Below are 16,821 nucleotides of genomic sequence, written 5' to 3' on the forward strand. Positions count from 1 at the left end.
GTGTGGTGAGCACCCAGGTCAAGGGAAGTCCGCAGGCCATGGAGAGCGAGGAGTTCCGCGATGCCATGTCGTTGCTCGCCGCGCCGTTGACCATCGTCACTGCGCGGGACGCCGAGGGGCGCCCCTGGGGGTTCACCGCCAGTTCGGTGACCTCCGTCTCGTTGGAGCCGCCGCTCCTCCTCGTCGGCATGTCACGTACGTCCAGTTGTTTTCCGGCGCTGTCCGAAGCCGACGAATTCACCGTCAACGTCCTCGGAGACGGTCATCGAGAGCTGGCCCGGACCTTCGCCAGTTCCGGTGTGGACCGGTTTGCCGGTGTGTCCATCGGGGACTGGGGCGACTCGAAGGTCCCCTATCTCACCGATGTGTCAGTCGCATTCAGGTGCTCCGCGAGCAGCCGGATACCCGTGGGCGACCACACGCTGCTGGTCGGTGAGCTCACTCAGATGAGGGGGCACGGGGTCACCGCATCGCCGCTCGTGTGGTACCGCCGGGACTTCCGGATGTCCGTCTGACCCTGGGGAGCACTTCCCAAGCTTCCGGGTCCGCGCACCAACGGACCAGGGCCCAGGGCGCCGCCCCCATCGGACGCGATCCGCTGATGAACGGGGCTAGGGCCGTTGACCACCAGCCGATGGCCGGGCGCCACCATTCTCCGGCCGGGCACTCCCACCCGAGTGCCCGGCCGGGGCTCGATCGCGCGACGGCCGCGCCGGACCCCCGCCACGCACCTTGACCGGGTCCTCTGCCCGATGACTTCCTCGCAGGGGACCCGTCCGTTGTCCAAGAGGTGATGCACAGGGCCCCGGTCGCCGAGATCATGCCGCGTTAGCGGCAGTTGGCCACGCACGAGACCGTCGAGAGGACTGGTCCGCACGACGTGGTGACGATCGCCGGCCGCGAGGCCGAGGAGCATCGGACGGCCTCCCTCACCGCGCCACCGTTCCCCACCCCCGACCTCCGGCGGATTCTGGGCTTCTCGGCATGGCCACCGGTGGCCATGCGGTGTCATCGATTGAACGTGGCCTGAACACATCTCGCCCGAAGGGGTTGTTCGGGGAAGGATGATCGAGTCGACATCGCATGGCTGTTCGATCCAGTGAGTGGGGGCATCGGGGGACAGGTGGACGACGGGACGACTTCCCCACCGCAGGGAGCGGTGTGATCGGGGCTGGTGCAAAGGGGTGTGAACCCATCTTGCACGCCATGCCCGTGCTCCAACGGCGATCGTTGGCACGGCCGCTTCACCCGCGTGGTCAGCCGACGTGGGGGGCCGGTTCGACGGGAGCTGGGCGCGCCTCTGCGCAGGGGCCAGGGGCCGTTCGGAGACGCTGGCCGCCATGACGCGGAACGGGGAGGCACGGGGTCATGTTCCGGCCGCTCCCAGCCGGGACCGGAAGGCGTCCTACGGGCCCGCTCCCACCAGACCTTCGGTTGCGCCGGCCCCCCCTCCGCTTCCCAACACTCCGTGCCTGCCGCACCTCATGGCGACGTGTCTGCAAGGACCCATCGACCGACCTGGGGCGCCTGACGCATCCCCGTGCGGGTGTGAACACCTGCGCCCCACGATGTAGTCGCCCTCGCCCGGACCTTTCCGTCGATTTCGCTGCGTTGCTGTGCACAGCATCCACCAACCCCAGGGAGTCGCTGACCCCATGCCCCGTACCACCACCCCACGAGAACTCCCCACTGCCGGTTCCCGGGACCTGCTCGGGGGAGCCCTCGCCTTCAGACGTGACCAACTGGGCTTTCTCGCCGACAATGTCAACCGTCACGGCGACCTCTTTCGGTTTCGCCCCCTGGGCTTACCGATGGTGCTCGCCAACCACCCCGACCACATCCAGCACATCCTCGTGGACGGCGAACAGCGCTACGACAAGAACGCAACCATCTTCAAGGTGGTCAGACCGGTGCTTCGCGACGGTCTGATCGCCATCGCCGACAAGGAACGATGGGGCCGCCAACGGCGCATGATGGCACCGCTGTTCACACCGCGGACCGTCGCCGGATTCACCGAGAACATGACGGACGAGACGGTGCGGATGCTGGATCGCTGGGACCGCCGTTCGGCGGCTGACGCACTGTTGGACATCACCGACGAGGTCGGACAGTTGGCGCTGCGGATCGTCAACCGCTCACTGTTCAGTGCCGATGTGAGCGCCGCCGCCCAGAGCTTCGAGCGGGCCTTCGCCACCGCCAATGACGTACTCGGTTCCTTCTTCCGCTTTCCCTTCCCTCCGCTCAGTTGGCCGACGTTGCGTCGTCGCCGACTACACCGCGCCATCGATGACATGGACCGCTTCGTCTCCGGTGTGATCCGTCAACGCACCGAGGGATCCGATCCAAGTCAGTCCCAGTCGCCGGACCTGTTGTCGCTGCTGATGCACAGCACGGACGACGACGGCAGCGTCATGGAACCGGAGCAACTGCACCACGAGGTCCTCAACCTCTGCATCGGGGCCTTCGAGACGACCACCAACACCCTGTCCTGGGCCTTCTACCTATTGGCCCGACACCCTCACATCGAGGAACGGTTGCACGAGGAGGTGGATCGGGTACTCGCCGGACGCGTTCCGCGATTCGACGATCTGCCGCGGCTCACCTACACCCGAATGATCATCGACGAGACCTTGCGCATTTACTCTCCCGCGTACCAGACCATGCGGCACGTGTGCGAAGAGGACATCGTCGGCGGCTACCGCATCCCGGCAGGTAGCAACATCCTCATCAACAGCTACTTGCTGCACCGGCACCCCGAGTTCTGGCCCGATCCGGAGACCTTCGATCCGGAGAACTTCACCCCTGAACGGGTGGCCGCCCGTCCGAAGCATGCGTACATCCCCTTCGGCAGCGGTCGACGCGTATGCATCGGCAAGCACTTCGCGCTGGCCGAACTCACCCTGGCACTGGCCACGGTGGCGCGCGGCCATCGGCTGCTGTTGCCCCCGGGTGCGCCGCTCGTAGCGCCGGAACCGCTGATCACGCTGCATCCGCGGGGCGGCATCCACCTCCGTCTTGCGTGTCGCTGACCTCCCATCCCGTCCCTGGAGTCTCCTTGATCGACATTGTCTGTCCGTTCCCCTTCTCGGTCAGCCCGCATGTGGACCAGGCCCGCCAGCACCTGGCCGTCTGGACACGGGACCACGGTCTGATACGCAGTGCCCGGGCGCGCGAGCGCTTCGAACGGGCCGACTTCGGATGGTTCGTCGCGCTCGTGCATCCGACGGCCGATGCGGACGCGCTCGATCTGATGGCGGATTGGTTCGCTTGGCTCTTTCTGGTCGACGACCAACTGGACGACGGTTCCTTCGGTCGCTCTCCGGAACGCATGGCACAGGCCGTTGGGTTGATGCGCAAGATCCTGAACGACGACGCGACCTTACCGGTGGCGGGTGACTCACTCACCTCACCCGTCGCCTCCGCGCTGATGGATCTATGGCGGCGCACGGCCGCCCGGACGTCGACGGCCTGGCGAGGCAGGTTTGTCCACCACCTGGAGCAGTGCCTGGCGACGGCCACCCTCTGGGAGGCCGAGAATCGCGTCCGCGGAACCGTTCCGTCCGAGGAGTCCTACATAGCCAACCGGCGTCACACCGGTGCCATCTACGTCTGCATGGACCTCATCGAGATCGTCGCGAACGTCGAGGTCCCCGCCGCGTGCCACCGCGGTCCCGCCTTCCGCGCGGCCCTGGATGCCGCCTGCGACGTGGTGTGCTGGGTCAACGACGTGTACTCGTACCCAAAGGAACGCTCGCTGGGCGAGATCCACAACCTGGTGCACGTCGTCGGTCACCACCGGCGGTTGGACGAATCCCGGGCGACGGCGGAGGTGTGCGCCGCCGTCTCCGCACGTACGGACGCCTTCCTGACCGCGGAGAAGGCTCTGCTGCGGCGCCATCCCGGAGATGCGTTGTGGTTGGATCCCACGCTGGCGGGGATGCGGTCGTGGATGCGGGGCAACCTCGACTGGTCACGAAGAACCGAGCGCTATACGAGCGGACTCCCGAAGGGCGGCCCCACCGCCTATGTGGAGGCGGCGCTGATGGAAGCGGGCCGGTGACCGTGCCGGGCCGTTCGGAATCCGACGTATGGGAAGTGTTGTGTCGGTCACGGCAGCTGACCGAGCCCGTCCTGCGCAAGGCCGTGAGCAGGATTCCGGAACCGAGCCGTTCTGTTGCGGAGTACCACTTCGGCTGGCAGGACGGCGGAGGCAACCCGGCCGCCGGCGACTGGGGCAAGGGGATGCGCGGTGCACTCGTCCTCGCCTCCGCCTCGGCCATGGGCGGGGTGCCTGACCAGGCTGTGGCCGCAGCGGCCGGTGTGGAGTTGGTCCACAACTTCTCCCTGCTCCACGACGACCTCATGGACCGGGACGAGACCCGTCGCAGTCGGCCCACCGTCTGGTCCCACTTCGGAGATGCGCAGGCCGTACTGACCGGCGACGCACTGCTCGTCGTGGCGATGGAAGGGCTGGCCGAAGCGCCGCCCATGCTCCAGGAGCTCACTGACGCCCTGCTCTGCCTGGTCTCCGGGCAGGGGGCGGATCTGGCCTTCGAGCAGCGCACGGACGTGAGTCTGGATGAGTGCCTTGCGATGGCGGCCGGGAAGACGGCCGCGCTCATGGCGAGCGCCTGCGCACTCGGCGCCCTGGCAGCGTGCGCCCAGACCGGGCAGATCAAGGCCCTGCGTCGGTTCGGCCACCATGTCGGGCTGGCCTTCCAACTCGTCGATGACCTGCTGGGCATCTGGGGCCGTAGTTCCGAGTTAGGCAAGCCCGTCGGCGCGGATCTGCGTCGCCGCAAGAAGTCGCTGCCGGTCGTGGCGGCGCTCTCGGCGGATGGGCCCGAGGCCCGGCGACTGGCTGCGTTGTATCTGGACGACGACGGACCGTTGACCGAGGCCCAGGTGTGTGAGGCCGTCGACCTGGTCGACCGGGCGGGCGGCCGGGCGTGGGCGGAGCGAGAGGCACAACGGCAACGCGAAGAGGCCCTTGCCGCGCTGGCCGCCGCGGACCCGGCTCCCGAGGGTGCCCGACAACTCTTCTCGCTCGCTCACATCATCACCGAGCGCCGCAAGTGAGGTGAGACCGGTCGATGGCCGGGCGATGGGGGTGCCCTGCGGTGGAGCAACACCACACCGCACGGGCACCGCCGCTCACTTGCTGAGTTCGTCCGCCCGCTCGGGCTCCCACGCGGCGATCTCCTGCAAGGCGGCGAGGTGGCCCGTGAACGCGGTACGGCCCTTGCGGGTGAGGGAGAGCCAGGTCCGCGCCCGTTTGCCGACGAATGCCTTGCGGACCTTCACGTACTCGGCCTGCTCCAACAGGGCGATCTGTTTGGACAGGGCGGAGTCCGTGACTTCGATCGTGTCCCGCAGTGTCCTGAAGTCGGCTTCGTCGACCGAGGCCAGAGCCGCGGCGATGGAGAAGCGCACCGGGGCGTGGATGAACGTGTCGAGGGACTTGCGTGGATGTGTCACGGTCCGACCACGGGGGTGTGGGCGGCCTGGCGGTCGAGGACGCCGATCACGAAGAAGGGCACGCTGCACAACACCGCGCCGGGCAGCCACCACAGCGGTTCGCCGGAGAAGAAGGCCGAGCCGAGGGTGACGGTGAGCGAGTAGACGGCCGCACCGATCCCGGTGGTGGCGGCGTACTTGATCCGGTGGTGGCGGGGCAGGACCGGACGGGTCGCCGTGTAGATCACGAGGGCGAAGAAGGGAACGAGCAGGACCGCTGGCACGGCGTAGGGATGGTCGGGCTGCACCAACAGGCCGTACGCAGCCGTCATCACCAGCATGGCCACTCCGAGCAGGAACACGATGAGGCCGGGGCGCGGGCGCTGCCCCTGCATCCGGTTCGCCAGTACGTCCGCGGACGCAAGGGACTCCCGAGCTTCCTTCTTATCCATCGTGACACCCTCCTGGCGGTACTGGAACAAGAGAATACGGTCGCACGCCGGTGCTCATGCCGTCTCGCCCTGGTCCCACTTGAACGTGCGCACGGCGAGGAAGACCACCACGACGGTGGTGGCGACGACGACGAGGATGGACAGCCAGATCGGATGCAGTGCGTCGCCCTCGGACATCTGTGTGAGCATGAGGTCCGCGAAGAACGAGGTGGGCAGCATGCTCAAGGTGGTGCGGACCGTGTCGGGCATGAGCTCCAGGGGGAACGCGAGGCCGCTGAGGAACAGCGCGGCCAACTGCACGAGCGTACCGACGTTCGTGGCGGCGTCCGGTGAGGACAGTCGCCCGCCGATCAGATAGCCGATGCCTCCGAACATGGCGAGGCCGAGGAGCGCGATGCCGAAGAGCGCGGGGAGCCGGCTCAGCTCCACCTTGCCGAGGGAGACCGCCAACGCGAGCAGGACCGCCGCCTGGGCGGTGACCATGAGGATCCTGGCGATCATATGGGTGTAGATCAGCCGGGCCCGCCCCACGGGGGTGGTGCCCAGCAGCCTGAGGGTGCCTTTGGTGCGTAGGCTCGCCAGCGGTCCGGCGGTGACGGTCAGCGCGGCGCTGGTCACGGCCAGGAAGATCGACATCGGGAAGACCAACTGGAGGAAGTCCGGGGCGTCGGGGTCGTCCGGCATGGCGAATCCAAGACTGAGGAAGATGGCCAGCATCCCGAACGGGAAGAAGAGGGCGAAGTAGAAGTACTTGGGGTCACGGACGAGTTCCCGGCCGTGCATCAGGGCCAACTCACGCGCGGGCGAGGACTTCATGCCATCACTCCTTCGGACTTCGTCGGCTGCGAGCCGTCGTGCTCGGCGGACTGGTCCGTGCTGTTCGCCTCGTGGAAGTCGACTCCTGTGAGGATGCGGAAGACCGCTTCGAGACCGGCTTCCTTGATCTGGATGTGGCGGGCTCCGAGCGGACCTGCGAGCAGGCCGAAAGCCGCGTCGGAGTCGCTCGTGCGCACCACGACCCTGGTGTCGGCGCCCGTGTCGTGGGTGTCGACGTGGGACACCCCGGGGGTGGATCGCAACTGTGCGAGGTCGGTGCCGACCGGCACGGTGAAGTGCACCTCGCGGTCCGGTGCATGGGTGTTGATCAGGTCCTGCGGGGTCCCACAGGCGGCGACCTGCCCTTGGTGCAATACGGCCACCCGGTCGCAGAGCATCTCGGCTTCCTCCATCGAGTGCGTCGACAGCAGTACGGTGCCGCCCGACGCGCGGTGCGTGCGCACCGCATCCCACAGTTCCTGACGGGCGTTGGGGTCCATGCCCGTCGACGGCTCGTCGAGCACCAGGAGGCGCGGACGCGAGATGAGGGCCGTCCCGACGAGGAGCCGTTGGCGCTGTCCGCCGGAGAGCTTGGACACCCGGACATCGCGCGATGCCGTTAAGCCCATCATCTCGATGATGGCGTCGGGGGTCTCGGGGTCGGGGTAGAGGGACGCCCAGACCCTGAGCAGCTCCGCCACCGTCTGCTGCTCGAACACGGCCGCGTGCTGTGGCTGGATCGCCACGCACTTGCGGATCTCATCGCGTTCCGTGACGGGGTCGTGGCCGAGGACCCGGACCGTACCGCTCGTGGGGCGGCGCAGACCGGCGAGGGTCTCGATGGTGGTGGTCTTGCCTGCTCCGTTGGGGCCGAGCAGGCCGAAGATCTCCCCTTGACGCACGGAGAGGTCGATCCCCGCGAGGGCCACGATGTCTCCATGAGGGCCCGGATACCGCTTGATGACGTGTTGGAGCAGGATCGCCGCGTCGTGGGACGGGCTCTGTTCAGCCATTCCGCATCTGCCTCTCATCGGATACCGCCGAGGTCCGAGCATGCGCACTGCTGTTCATTTCAGCTGCCATCGTGGCATCCACTTTCCAAGTCGTCAAGTGGATGCGATGTGGGCAAGCAGTGCTGTTGCGGGGGCAGTTGATCGGGCGCGGAAGGGCCACGGCCCAGGTGGAGGCAGCGCCGGGCAGCAGGCGATCGAGGCGCGGCGCCACCTCCTGAGGGCCCGTCACTCCGCCGAGGCGAGCACCCCGAGCAGACTCTCCTCGGCCGGCACGAAGCCCCAGCGGTTGAGGTCCATGTGCAGATAGTTGAGGAGCAGTACCTCCCGCCGCACCGGGTTGTTGTCGAGCGCCGCCGCGTCGAGGGTTCGAACGACCGTCGCGACCTGCGTCGTCACGCTCTCCCGCAGTGGTTCACCAAGGCTCTGCGAGGCTTCGCCCACACCCTTGGCCGCGCGGGACAGAAGCCCGCGCAGCTCGTCCTGAACCGGCGCGGCCATCCTCAACTGCCGTCCCCACTGCCGACGATGGGCGGTCCAGAAACCCTTCCGCGCCTGGCTTTCGGGAAGCGCCGTTCCGACCAGGGCGCGCATATACGAGACGGCCAGGGCCGCCCGTTCGTACAGCGGAGGGAGAGCGCCGATCCGTTGGTCGTCGTACCAGCGGCAGGAGGCCGTGAACAACTGTTCCGCCCTGCTCACCCCCTGCGCACCTCCGTACTTGGCCAACTCCGGTGCGTAGAGGCAGGTGCGGGCCAGTTTGACCCGCGGGAGGCCCTGCGGCACCGAGCCCGGTACCAGGCGTTCCGCAGGGCCGGGCCTGTCCAGCGAGTTCAGCAGCACCACAAGTTCGGGCAGACGATCGTGGATGCGATCGATCCCGTCGGCCGAGCAGGCGAGACGGAGCCGCAGATGGTGGCCGCTCATGTCCCAGTAGCGGGTGAAGAACCAGGCGGGGGCGTCTTCTTCGACTGCTCGGGCGGCCAGCCACGGGATCAGTACCCGGGTGGCGTCGTCCATCGAGTCCTGGTCCCCGGGGTAGGCGCGGACGTACCACCAGTCCGTCTCCCGCACCCCGTCCGCATGCTCCGCTCGATCCTGTGTGAGCGGCAGCGGGGTCATCGGCGTCATCGGGTCTCCTCGGGCCAGGCCAGCAGTGCCACGTGCTCGGTGACCCTGGGCCGGCCGAGTGCGTCGCGCTGGGAGTGCAGGGAACGCTCGGGAAGCACCTCCACGAGCCGTAGATGGCTGGTCTGTGGGCTGAGCCAGTGGTGCAGTACTCCCACCGAGAGCGGCGAGGCCAGGGAAACCCACATGGGCTTGCGGTCGGCCGACATACCGAGGGCGCCCCCGGCTCCGCCGAGTTGATGGACGAAGACCTCCTCGGGGATGCCGTGCTCACGACGGAAGTCATCGAGCCGAACGGCGAGGGCGGCCTCGTCCGACTCGCCGCCCTCCGGTCGGGGGATCGCCGCTGCGGGCACGATCCACGAGGCGCGGCGCGTGACCAGCCGGCCGCCGGGACCATCGGTGACACGCGGCAGTTCGGCCACGCCGTCACCACAGAGCGGGCCCAGTTCGTGCGCCTTCGTCATCGTGTAGTCGGAGTGCGGCGACCCGTTCACCCAGGGGTCGGCCAGTATCGCGAGCAGTCGTACGTACGACTGGAGCAGATGCTGGGGGATGAGCCCCAGATAGGCCAGACCGACCGGGTCGCCGTGCCGGTCGAACAGGGACAGCGTGTCGGTATGGGCATCATGGACGAGCGCGAGGTCGTCCAGGGTGATCCCGTTCGCGGCCTCCACCTCGCCCGGCAGCACCAACGGGGGCAACAGCCCACCGCACTCCGACTGCACGGTGTTGCAGTCGGTCCACACCACCAGCTCGCGGCAGGACACACCGGGCCAGCACTGGTCCAGGTACGCGGTGAGCCGGTCACGGAAACCATCGCCGAGGAGTCGGCTGAAGCGGCTGAACAGGGCGCCGGTGCCCGCGCCGTACTGGTTGACGACGAGTTGATGCCGACCGGCCTCGGCGTCGGCCCGGCTCGCGGCCTCCACCTGGAAGAAGACACCCGCATTCGGCGGGGCGCTGGTCGGTCCCACCGGAAGCCAGGCCCGGTCCCCGGGGTCGCGCCTGCTCGTCATATCGGCGAACAGGGCCCGATCCAGCGGCGGATTGGCGTCCCGGTCGACGGTGAGTCGCATCAAGAACCCCAACGGGTCACGACAGACCCCGCCAGCGCCGAACTCCGCAGTGAAGCCCTCCAACAGGAAGTCGTAGAGGTGCGATCGGAACAGATACGGCCGCACCCGCTCGCCCAGTGCCGTGAGGTCCGCCCGGACCTCGGGCACGCTCAAGGGGTCGGGGAGGTCGAGGCCCGTCTCCCGGTCCTCGTAGATCAGCCCGCTGGGTTTGCGTTCGCCCCGGTCCCGGTGTTCGTTCCAGTCGGCGGTGAGGTCCCGGAGTTCGGTGGCGGCGGTGATCCGACCCTCGGTGTCCGCCCGACTCGCGCCGTCACCGAGGCGGTGGGCGAGTGAGAGATCGCGGCGCGGGATCGGGGAGGCGCTCGCGTCGTTCTCCAGTAGCGCGCACAGCGCGGGGAACGGCGCTTCGCCCTTGGCCCAGGGCGGCACGGGTTGCACGATGCCGGCGTCGAGCAACCGGACGAACCGGGTGAACGGCCGGGCACCGCCGACGGCGGTGAGGAGTTCGTCGAACGTCGTGGCGGAGCGTAGCCCAGGGGTCATCGAAGGCAGGGCGTAGTCGGCCTCGACCACCCGGTCGTTGCGCCAGACGACGCCCTCGGTGATGGTCACCTCGCCGTGCAGCAGCAGCCCTTCGGGCTCGGTGGGGGTACCGGGGTGTACGGGCGCGACGCGGTAGCGCAGCAGTCCGGCCGTCGCCGGGTCATGGGCCAGCCGGCGCAGCGCCAGATACGCGGTGGTCGCCGAGGTACGGCTCAGCCCCCGGCCCGAACCCTCCACCCCGGCTTCTCCCACGGTGGTCAGACCGGAGAAGGGGCTCGTCTTGACGGCGGCGCGGGCGACGTACGAGTACAGCGTCTTCAGCTTCTTCGCCGACCGGGCCTTGCGGTCGCGGTGTCGCACCCAGTCGGGGGCGGCGATCGCCAAGGACTCGGCGAAGCCGCACTCCGCCACCCCGCCCGCGGGGTCGCCGCCTGGCAGCAGGGCCAGGTGCAGGGCTTGCACCGCGTGCTCCCGGTCCTGGGCGAGCTGGGCACCCAACTGCGCCAGCACACCGCGCTGTTCGTCGACGAGACGCCCCCATTCGTCCAGCAGGGGCGCGGCATCGACCGGAAGCCGCGCCGCCACCCGGCTCCGTACGTCCGTGTCCCACGGCAGCGGATCCAACCGGTTGACCGATCGTTTGGCGGCGAGGACCTTCCGGCGCAGCGGTACGTCGTCATCGAGTCCGGGGACGAGCGCGAAGAGGACATCGGTGAGTTCGGGCGCCAGGGTGCCGAGCCGTTGGGCTGCGGCGCCATGTTCGGCGAGCAGCTTGCGCGTGGCGGGCGTGACCAGATCGAGGGCCTCGGACGGCAGCCCCGCCACCCGGGTGAGGACGACCGGCGAGACGATGAAGGAGGTCATCGGCCCACCGCCGAGAGGGAGAGGTCCACGGTGACGGGGACGGCGTGGAACATGGCGTAGGCGAGAAGGCAGACGTAAATCACGGAGAAGACCCCGTACGCCATGTGGCCCCGACGGGCCGCGGTGCCGAGTTGGGCAAGGTGCGCGGGGAGCTCTTGACGGCGGATGGTGTGCCGCAGAAGGGAGAAGGCGCGCGCCCGGGCATTGGTGAGTCCGCTCGCCGCTTCGATCGCGGTGTATCCGTCACTGGGCATCAACGGGTTGAGGTTGACGATCAGCATCAGGAGTTGCATGCCCAGCAGCAGCGCAGCAGTGTCCCGCAGCAGTCCGCTGGAGTTCAGGGCGAGGACGGCCGACAGCCCGCAGAACACACCGTCGCTGATGACACCGGCCATGGCCAGGACGACCCGGCCGCCACGCCCGCGGAAGCGGTAGGCGTCCGTGCGGTCCACATAGGCGACGGGCACGAAGTAGAAGAGCAGCGCCACTCCCAACCCGCGTACGGGCGTTCCCAGTATCTGGGCGACCAGCGCATGGGCGGACTCGTGCAACAGCACGTACAGCAGCATCACACCGGTGGCGATCAGGAACGCGGGCCCGGCGAGGTCCTCGGCCGGTGGCATGGCGGTGAAGAGGGTGTGGAAGCCGAACGAGTAGCCCACCAGCGCGCAGAATGCGGTGATCAGGACCAGCAGCTTCGGGGGCATCCTGCGCAGGACGGCGGCCAGGGGTTCGAGCAAGCGCGGAAGGGAGCGGGTGAGGACGATGCGCGGCATCAGCATCGAGGTGCGCACACGGCCCGACTCCTGGGGCCTCTCCGGGAGCGCGGAGCCTTCGAGTAGGCCGCTCTTGTCCAGGGCGGCGAGAAAGGTGTCGATCTGACCGGTGAGCGCCTCGGCCCGCGCCTCGTCGGCGCGCGACAGGAGGACGACGAGGTCCTCACGCGTGCGGGTGCCGTCCAGAAAGGTCAGGACGACTTCGCCGGCACGGGTGATGCGATGGTAGTTGCCGGTGACCGGATCGAAGATCAGAGGGATGTCGTCCATTCCACGGATGACCTCCAGCTCGTCTCGGAGCTTCGGTGGCGAACTGATCACTTTCTCTACCTCTCCTGTACTCCTGGACGCCCAGGGGGCCATGCGCCGCGACACGTTGACCCCGGGCCCTGCGTGCACGATGCTTCGAAATGAGAAAGCCGCCTTCCAGCGGCGCCGGTGACGACGCCGCTGGAAGGGAGGAGCCGAGCCCGGCGGGCAGATGCTGGAACGGTGTCAGCCCATACGGCACCGCCTGCCGGGTCCGGTCATCCGTACGTCGAAGCCGTGGTGGCGCTGCTGGCCGAACTGACCGGACAGGACAGGCACGCGGCGGACGTCGCCGTGGAGAACGAGCCGAGGGCATTGCCCTGCGGCAGCTCCTCGACCGACAGTTCGCCCTCCAGGGCGTACAGGTCGAACGCGTACGGCTCGACTTGCAGTTCGTTCATGAGGTGTCACCTCTTCCATTTGATTCGTGTGGCCGACTTCCAGGTGGCTGGAGCAGATCAGCCGACGCAGGAGGCCGTGGTGGCGCTGCTGGCCGAGCTGACCGGGCAGGAGAAGGAACTCGCCGATGTGGCCGTGGAGAAGGAGCCGAGGGCATTGCCCTGCGGCAGCTCTTCCACGAGGAGCTCGTCTTCCGTGACGTACAGGTCGATGGCCTTTTCGGTGCTGTGCTCGCCCATGGAGGACGTCCCTTCTGAGAGCGGTCGTGACCGTGCGAGGACGGTCAGCCGAAGGTCGAGGCGGTGCCGACGCAGGAGGCCGAGGTCGCCGGGCAGGAGGCGGTCGACGCCGTGGCGGCGGTGAACCAGCAGCCCAGCGCGTTGCCCTGCGGCAGTTCCTCGACGGTCATGTCGCCGTCCAGGGCATAGAGGTCGAATGCGGCCTCGTTGGTGTCCATGGATCGTTTTCCCTTCGAACGGGGTGCTGGATGGGGTGCGCGGCGAAACCGCGCGGGCCTGTCAGGTGTAGGTCGAGAACGAGGTGAAGGAGGAGGCGGTGGTCGCCGGGCAGGACGCCGAGCTGGCCGTTCCCGCGGTGGACACCGACGCGAGGGCATTGCCCTCCGCCAGCGTCTCCAACTCCATGGAGTCGTCCAGGATGTCGTCGAGGGCGTAGAGCTCAAGTTCGGGCATGGTGTGCTTCCGTTCTTCCGGTGGGGCCGGTCAGCCCGCGGATGCGGCGGTCATGACGGTCGACGCACTGCTGATGGGGCAGCTGGCCGTGGTCGCGCTGGAGGTGGTGCTGTAGGTGGCCAGCGCCACGCCCTCGGGGACGTACTCGACGGACAGGTCGTCACCCAGGTCGATGCTGTGGAGGTCCAGTTCCCACGCGTTGGCGTCGGTCATCGGATCACTTCCTTCTGTTGCTTTGGTGCTTGGATCACCGGTCGCCGGTCGGCTCCGGAGCTATGGGGGGCGGTACGGGTGCACCACCCAGGGCCAGGGCGAAGAGCTGATGCCGGCTGGCCCCGTCACTGCGCAGCGGCAGTCGTACGGAGGCGGGGATGAACCCCGCGAAGACGGTGCCGACGAGACCCAGGGCCACGGCGTCGAGCCACATCGTGTACGCGGCTGCCGAGGTGCGGGTCATCAACGTCCGGTAGCCGTGCGCACCGTAGAGGTCACTGGCCCGGTCGAGGTCCGCGGCGAAGGAGATGATGGCCGGAGAGTCACAGAACTCCCGCTGCACCGTCAGGCTGTGCAGGGCTTCGCCTTCCGGCAGCGGTGCGACCGGGACGTAGGAGCGTGCCGTGTCGCCGACGGTGTCGAGGCCGTACATTCCCGGCTCCAGACCCGAGAGCCTGAAGGCCACCACACTCACCTGGAGCGGTAGCTGCTCCGACTCCTCCGGCCAGGTCTGACGGTCCGCCTCGATGCCCCGTGCGACCACGTCGGCCACGAGTGAGGCATCGATCTGTCCGGGGTCGAAGAACCGTATGGAGCGCCGCTGCTGCAACACGCTGAGCAGGGGTGCCCTGTCCCGGTGCCCGGCGTCGAAGCGGACCGGCGGACCCAACGGTACGGGCGGCTGGGGCCCGGGCCGGGTGGACTGCGGCGCGGTGGCGGTGCCCGCGACGGGAGCCGGCGACCTGAAGGCGGTGAGGAGTTCCGCAGCGAGGTCGTGCGGGCTGCTCATATGGCGCCTCCCAGGTCGATGACGGCCGTGATCGGTTCCATGTCGGGGTTGATGCCGAGCGCCGCCGCGATGGCGTCGTCGTCCCAGCGGGGACGCAACGCGAAACCGACACCGAGGACATGGGCGGCCTCGCGGGCGGTGGCCTGGGCACAGCCGCTGTCGAGCAGCACGATCCGCAGCGCGAAGGCGGAGTACTTGCGGGCGACCTTCGGGAAGTCTCCGGTCAACACGATGCTGAGCGGCTGGTCACCTGGGACCGCGTCGGAGCGGGTGGACAGTCGGGCGAGCCGGTGCTCGGCGGGGACGTAGCCGTAGATGCCGGGGTCGATGCCCGGGACGTCCCGGATGACCGTGTACGCGGTCACCGACCCGATGTTGCCGCCGCTCGCCGTCCAACGGGCCACCTTGTCGGGGTAGTCGGCCTTGATGCCCGCGGTGACGGACAGGAGCAACGACAGGGTGTTCAGTCCGGGCGCGGTCGTCGCCGCCCGGCCCGGGCCGCCGTCGAGCCGGTCGTGCTCGGGCGTCGGCAGTGCGACGGCGGGAGCGACCGGCCAGGTCCGCGAGACGCGCTGGAGCGCCAGATTCGACGGCTTGTAGTGCATCTGGTGCGCCTTGATGTCGGCGAACTCCTTCGGCGGCATGGCGACCGAAGCCTCGAACCGGGTGGCCGGTGCGGCGCGTTCCACCAGCGGCCCTTCGGAGACCGAGCAGCGTCGACAACCGGGCCGGGTCGCGGATGAGGTGTCCCGCTGGCTGAGGGTTTCGAGGTCCAGCAACCTCCAGCGCATCGGCAGCGGGGAGGGCGTCGTCCGGGAGACCACGGAGAACACATCGCGGGCGAACAGCGAGGCGGCGAGCTGGTGGTCACCGTCGATCGGCGCACGGTCGTCGTCCCCGTGCTCGTCGACGGCGGTGAGGCAGTCGAGGCACGGCGTCGAGCTGGGGTCGACCAGGGGCCCCAGTGCGGCGCGCCGACCGTGCACGCTCAGCCGCAGCAATGGGACGCCCTTGTTCCAGCAGTGCTCGGCCAGGGTGTGCCGGGCGCTGCCCGCACTGGTCCCGCCCGGAGTTCGGGCACCGGTGTCGGCCCAGACCACGAGGGTCGCGCGTTCGGTTGGGGCATCGCCCGTACCCACAGTGACCGGCATGGAGCCGGCGAGTTCGTCCCGCAGCAGTGCACACAGCGTCGGGTCGCCGAAAAGTTCGATCCGGGCGTGGTGCAACCGGGCGGCGGCCTGCTCCCAGCATGGATTCACCTCGGTCGCGCTGCCCACCCGGGACAGATAGTCGGCGAGGCGGTCGTCGATGTCGGTGGCGCCCTCCGGCAGGGCGTCCCGGGGCGGGCCCTCCTCGATGACACCGCAGGTCCACAGGAGCGAGAGCGCCTTGAACACGACCTCTTCGGGTAACCCGAGTTCCGTGGCGAGGAGGTCGTGGGTGCGTTCGCCGTCGAGGAGGTCGAGCAGCCGGGGCAGCATCTGGGTGGCGGATCTGCCGCGGAAGAGCTGCTTCTTGGGCGGGCCCGTCACGACCACCTGGTCGGCCTCGGTACTGATCACGAGGCCCCGGCGCAGTCGCGGCCGAAGGGGGATCCGCAGCTGTGGGTCGAACCGTGCGGCGGAGCCGACGGTCTCGGCCGTCATCATGGATCGGTCGTTCACACTGTCCGCCCTTCGTCGATCGCGGCGAGCTGACCCCACAGGTCGTCGCTCGTGGCCGCGGTACGACATCGCGTACATCGATGGACCGCGGTGACGGTGGCCCTGCTGGTGGCGCCGGTGATCTGGTCGAACTTCCGTACCGTGCCGCCGATCGGCTCGTCGTCCTCGGCCGGACGCAGCGCCTCCGCCACCGCCTGGCGGGCGAAGGCGGCGGCCATCCCCACGTGATGCACCGGATAGCCGCTCGGGTAGCGGTCCCCGGTGTCTGCGGCGGGGTGCTCGGTCCGCTTGTGCTGGTTGCGGCGCCGGTCGTAGCACTGGTGGCAGGCCGTGCGGCCGGGTATCACCACGGGCCCGCACAACACCTCGGTGGCCGTGGTGTGCACCCCGAACCAGGGCGTGCCCCAGGCGAAGGCGGCCCGGTCCGTCGCCTCGTTGATCCGGGGCCGCTCCTGGGCGGTGGCCACCATGATCAGATCGGCGCGGGGCCAAAGGCTCGGATGGGTTCCGTTGTCCATCTCCAGCACGGTGATGTCGTGCCTGGTCTGCTGCGGGTCGTGTTGCAGGCGTTGTGCGACGTCCTTGCCGAACGCCCCGGAGGCGAGAATGAGCAGTTGACGGTTCATGAC

Annotated in this window: 19 protein-coding genes; 4 read left to right on the plus strand and 15 right to left on the minus strand. The window is 68.7% G+C overall.

The annotated features are described in order from the left end of the window. Positions 1-5 precede the first annotated feature (5 nt). The 4 genes from OID54_RS30475 (at position 6) to OID54_RS30495 (ending at position 5,079) form a co-directional block, all read left to right on the plus strand. A complete protein-coding gene (locus OID54_RS30475; RefSeq protein ID WP_329024752.1) occupies positions 6-515 on the plus strand; it encodes a flavin reductase family protein in 510 nt (169 codons plus the stop codon). A 1,140-nt stretch (positions 516-1,655) separates the two neighbouring features. Beyond that, positions 1,656-3,029, plus strand: coding sequence for a cytochrome P450 (locus OID54_RS30485; RefSeq protein ID WP_329024754.1), 1,374 nt, complete (start codon positions 1,656-1,658; stop codon positions 3,027-3,029). 26 nt (positions 3,030-3,055) lie between these two features. Next, positions 3,056-4,060 (plus strand): terpene synthase family protein, encoded by a 1,005-nt coding sequence (locus tag OID54_RS30490; RefSeq protein ID WP_329024756.1) that lies wholly within the window; start codon positions 3,056-3,058, stop codon positions 4,058-4,060. Then, complete coding sequence (locus tag OID54_RS30495) at positions 4,057-5,079, plus strand: polyprenyl synthetase family protein (protein WP_329024757.1); 1,023 nt, start codon at positions 4,057-4,059, stop codon at positions 5,077-5,079. Before OID54_RS30490 ends, OID54_RS30495 begins: the two co-directional genes overlap by 4 nt. Before the next feature lie 75 nt (positions 5,080-5,154). On the opposite strand, the gene OID54_RS30500 is transcribed toward OID54_RS30495, so the two are convergent. The 15 genes from OID54_RS30500 to OID54_RS30570 all read right to left on the minus strand — a co-directional run bounded on the left by OID54_RS30500 (position 5,155) and on the right by OID54_RS30570 (position 16,818). Continuing rightward, on the minus strand, positions 5,155-5,478 hold the full coding sequence (locus OID54_RS30500; RefSeq protein WP_329024760.1) for a winged helix-turn-helix domain-containing protein: 324 nt from the start codon (positions 5,476-5,478) through the stop codon (positions 5,155-5,157). After that, positions 5,475-5,909, minus strand: coding sequence for a hypothetical protein (locus OID54_RS30505; RefSeq protein WP_329024763.1), 435 nt, complete (start codon positions 5,907-5,909; stop codon positions 5,475-5,477). The genes OID54_RS30500 and OID54_RS30505 overlap by 4 nt, the downstream gene beginning before the upstream one ends. A 54-nt stretch (positions 5,910-5,963) precedes the next feature. Beyond that, positions 5,964-6,725, minus strand: coding sequence for an ABC transporter permease (locus OID54_RS30510; protein WP_329024765.1), 762 nt, complete (start codon positions 6,723-6,725; stop codon positions 5,964-5,966). Beyond that, positions 6,722-7,738, minus strand: coding sequence for an ABC transporter ATP-binding protein (locus tag OID54_RS30515; protein ID WP_329024767.1), 1,017 nt, complete (start codon positions 7,736-7,738; stop codon positions 6,722-6,724). The genes OID54_RS30510 and OID54_RS30515 overlap by 4 nt, the downstream gene beginning before the upstream one ends. A 225-nt stretch (positions 7,739-7,963) precedes the next feature. Then, on the minus strand, positions 7,964-8,866 hold the full coding sequence (locus tag OID54_RS30520; protein ID WP_329024769.1) for a lantibiotic dehydratase C-terminal domain-containing protein: 903 nt from the start codon (positions 8,864-8,866) through the stop codon (positions 7,964-7,966). Continuing rightward, positions 8,863-11,349, minus strand: coding sequence for a lantibiotic dehydratase (locus OID54_RS30525; protein WP_329024771.1), 2,487 nt, complete (start codon positions 11,347-11,349; stop codon positions 8,863-8,865). The genes OID54_RS30520 and OID54_RS30525 overlap by 4 nt, the downstream gene beginning before the upstream one ends. Then, positions 11,346-12,395: a hypothetical protein gene (locus tag OID54_RS30530; RefSeq protein WP_329024773.1), complete on the minus strand. Its 1,050-nt coding sequence runs from the start codon at positions 12,393-12,395 to the stop codon at positions 11,346-11,348. Before OID54_RS30530 ends, OID54_RS30525 begins: the two co-directional genes overlap by 4 nt. 257 nt (positions 12,396-12,652) lie before the next feature. After that, positions 12,653-12,835, minus strand: a complete 183-nt coding sequence (locus OID54_RS30535; protein ID WP_329024775.1) for a thiocillin family RiPP — start codon at positions 12,833-12,835, stop codon at positions 12,653-12,655. Positions 12,836-12,892: 57 nt separating this feature from the next. After that, complete coding sequence (locus OID54_RS30540; RefSeq protein ID WP_329024777.1) at positions 12,893-13,072, minus strand: thiocillin family RiPP; 180 nt, start codon at positions 13,070-13,072, stop codon at positions 12,893-12,895. A gap of 44 nt (positions 13,073-13,116) precedes the next feature. Then, positions 13,117-13,290, minus strand: coding sequence for a thiocillin family RiPP (locus OID54_RS30545; protein WP_329024778.1), 174 nt, complete (start codon positions 13,288-13,290; stop codon positions 13,117-13,119). A gap of 61 nt (positions 13,291-13,351) precedes the next feature. Further along, complete coding sequence (locus OID54_RS30550; protein ID WP_329024779.1) at positions 13,352-13,525, minus strand: thiocillin family RiPP; 174 nt, start codon at positions 13,523-13,525, stop codon at positions 13,352-13,354. A 30-nt stretch (positions 13,526-13,555) separates the two neighbouring features. Next, positions 13,556-13,738 (minus strand): thiocillin family RiPP, encoded by a 183-nt coding sequence (locus OID54_RS30555; protein WP_329024782.1) that lies wholly within the window; start codon positions 13,736-13,738, stop codon positions 13,556-13,558. A 34-nt stretch (positions 13,739-13,772) separates the two neighbouring features. Beyond that, the gene (locus tag OID54_RS30560; RefSeq protein WP_329024784.1) at positions 13,773-14,528 is read right to left on the minus strand and encodes a nitroreductase family protein; all 756 of its coding nucleotides are present in this window, start codon (positions 14,526-14,528) and stop codon (positions 13,773-13,775) included. Further along, the gene (locus tag OID54_RS30565) at positions 14,525-16,192 is read right to left on the minus strand and encodes a hypothetical protein (RefSeq protein WP_329024785.1); all 1,668 of its coding nucleotides are present in this window, start codon (positions 16,190-16,192) and stop codon (positions 14,525-14,527) included. Before OID54_RS30565 ends, OID54_RS30560 begins: the two co-directional genes overlap by 4 nt. Further along, on the minus strand, positions 16,189-16,818 hold the full coding sequence (locus tag OID54_RS30570; protein ID WP_329024787.1) for a TOMM precursor leader peptide-binding protein: 630 nt from the start codon (positions 16,816-16,818) through the stop codon (positions 16,189-16,191). The genes OID54_RS30565 and OID54_RS30570 overlap by 4 nt, the downstream gene beginning before the upstream one ends. Between the last annotated feature and the right edge of the window lie 3 nt (positions 16,819-16,821).

The sequence above is a fragment of the Streptomyces sp. NBC_00690 genome (genome assembly GCF_036226685.1).
Classification (GTDB): domain Bacteria; phylum Actinomycetota; class Actinomycetes; order Streptomycetales; family Streptomycetaceae; genus Streptomyces.

Excerpts from the sequence above, each read along its gene's own strand:
- OID54_RS30540 (WP_329024777.1), bottom strand. The coding sequence starts at position 13,072 with ATGGGCGAGCACAGCACCGAAAAGGCCATCGACCTGTACGTCACGGAA.
- OID54_RS30570 (WP_329024787.1), bottom strand. The coding sequence starts at position 16,818 with ATGAACCGTCAACTGCTCATTCTCGCCTCCGGGGCGTTCGGCAAGGAC.
- OID54_RS30550 (WP_329024779.1), bottom strand. The coding sequence starts at position 13,525 with ATGCCCGAACTTGAGCTCTACGCCCTCGACGACATCCTGGACGACTCC.
- OID54_RS30520 (WP_329024769.1), bottom strand. The coding sequence starts at position 8,866 with ATGACGCCGATGACCCCGCTGCCGCTCACACAGGATCGAGCGGAGCAT.
- OID54_RS30555 (WP_329024782.1), bottom strand. The coding sequence starts at position 13,738 with ATGACCGACGCCAACGCGTGGGAACTGGACCTCCACAGCATCGACCTG.
- OID54_RS30505 (WP_329024763.1), bottom strand. The coding sequence starts at position 5,909 with ATGGATAAGAAGGAAGCTCGGGAGTCCCTTGCGTCCGCGGACGTACTG.
- OID54_RS30510 (WP_329024765.1), bottom strand. The coding sequence starts at position 6,725 with ATGAAGTCCTCGCCCGCGCGTGAGTTGGCCCTGATGCACGGCCGGGAA.
- OID54_RS30525 (WP_329024771.1), bottom strand. The coding sequence starts at position 11,349 with ATGACCTCCTTCATCGTCTCGCCGGTCGTCCTCACCCGGGTGGCGGGG.
- OID54_RS30515 (WP_329024767.1), bottom strand. The coding sequence starts at position 7,738 with ATGGCTGAACAGAGCCCGTCCCACGACGCGGCGATCCTGCTCCAACAC.
- OID54_RS30530 (WP_329024773.1), bottom strand. The coding sequence starts at position 12,395 with ATGGACGACATCCCTCTGATCTTCGATCCGGTCACCGGCAACTACCAT.
- OID54_RS30545 (WP_329024778.1), bottom strand. The coding sequence starts at position 13,290 with ATGGACACCAACGAGGCCGCATTCGACCTCTATGCCCTGGACGGCGAC.
- OID54_RS30485 (WP_329024754.1), top strand. The coding sequence starts at position 1,656 with ATGCCCCGTACCACCACCCCACGAGAACTCCCCACTGCCGGTTCCCGG.
- OID54_RS30535 (WP_329024775.1), bottom strand. The coding sequence starts at position 12,835 with ATGAACGAACTGCAAGTCGAGCCGTACGCGTTCGACCTGTACGCCCTG.
- OID54_RS30560 (WP_329024784.1), bottom strand. The coding sequence starts at position 14,528 with ATGAGCAGCCCGCACGACCTCGCTGCGGAACTCCTCACCGCCTTCAGG.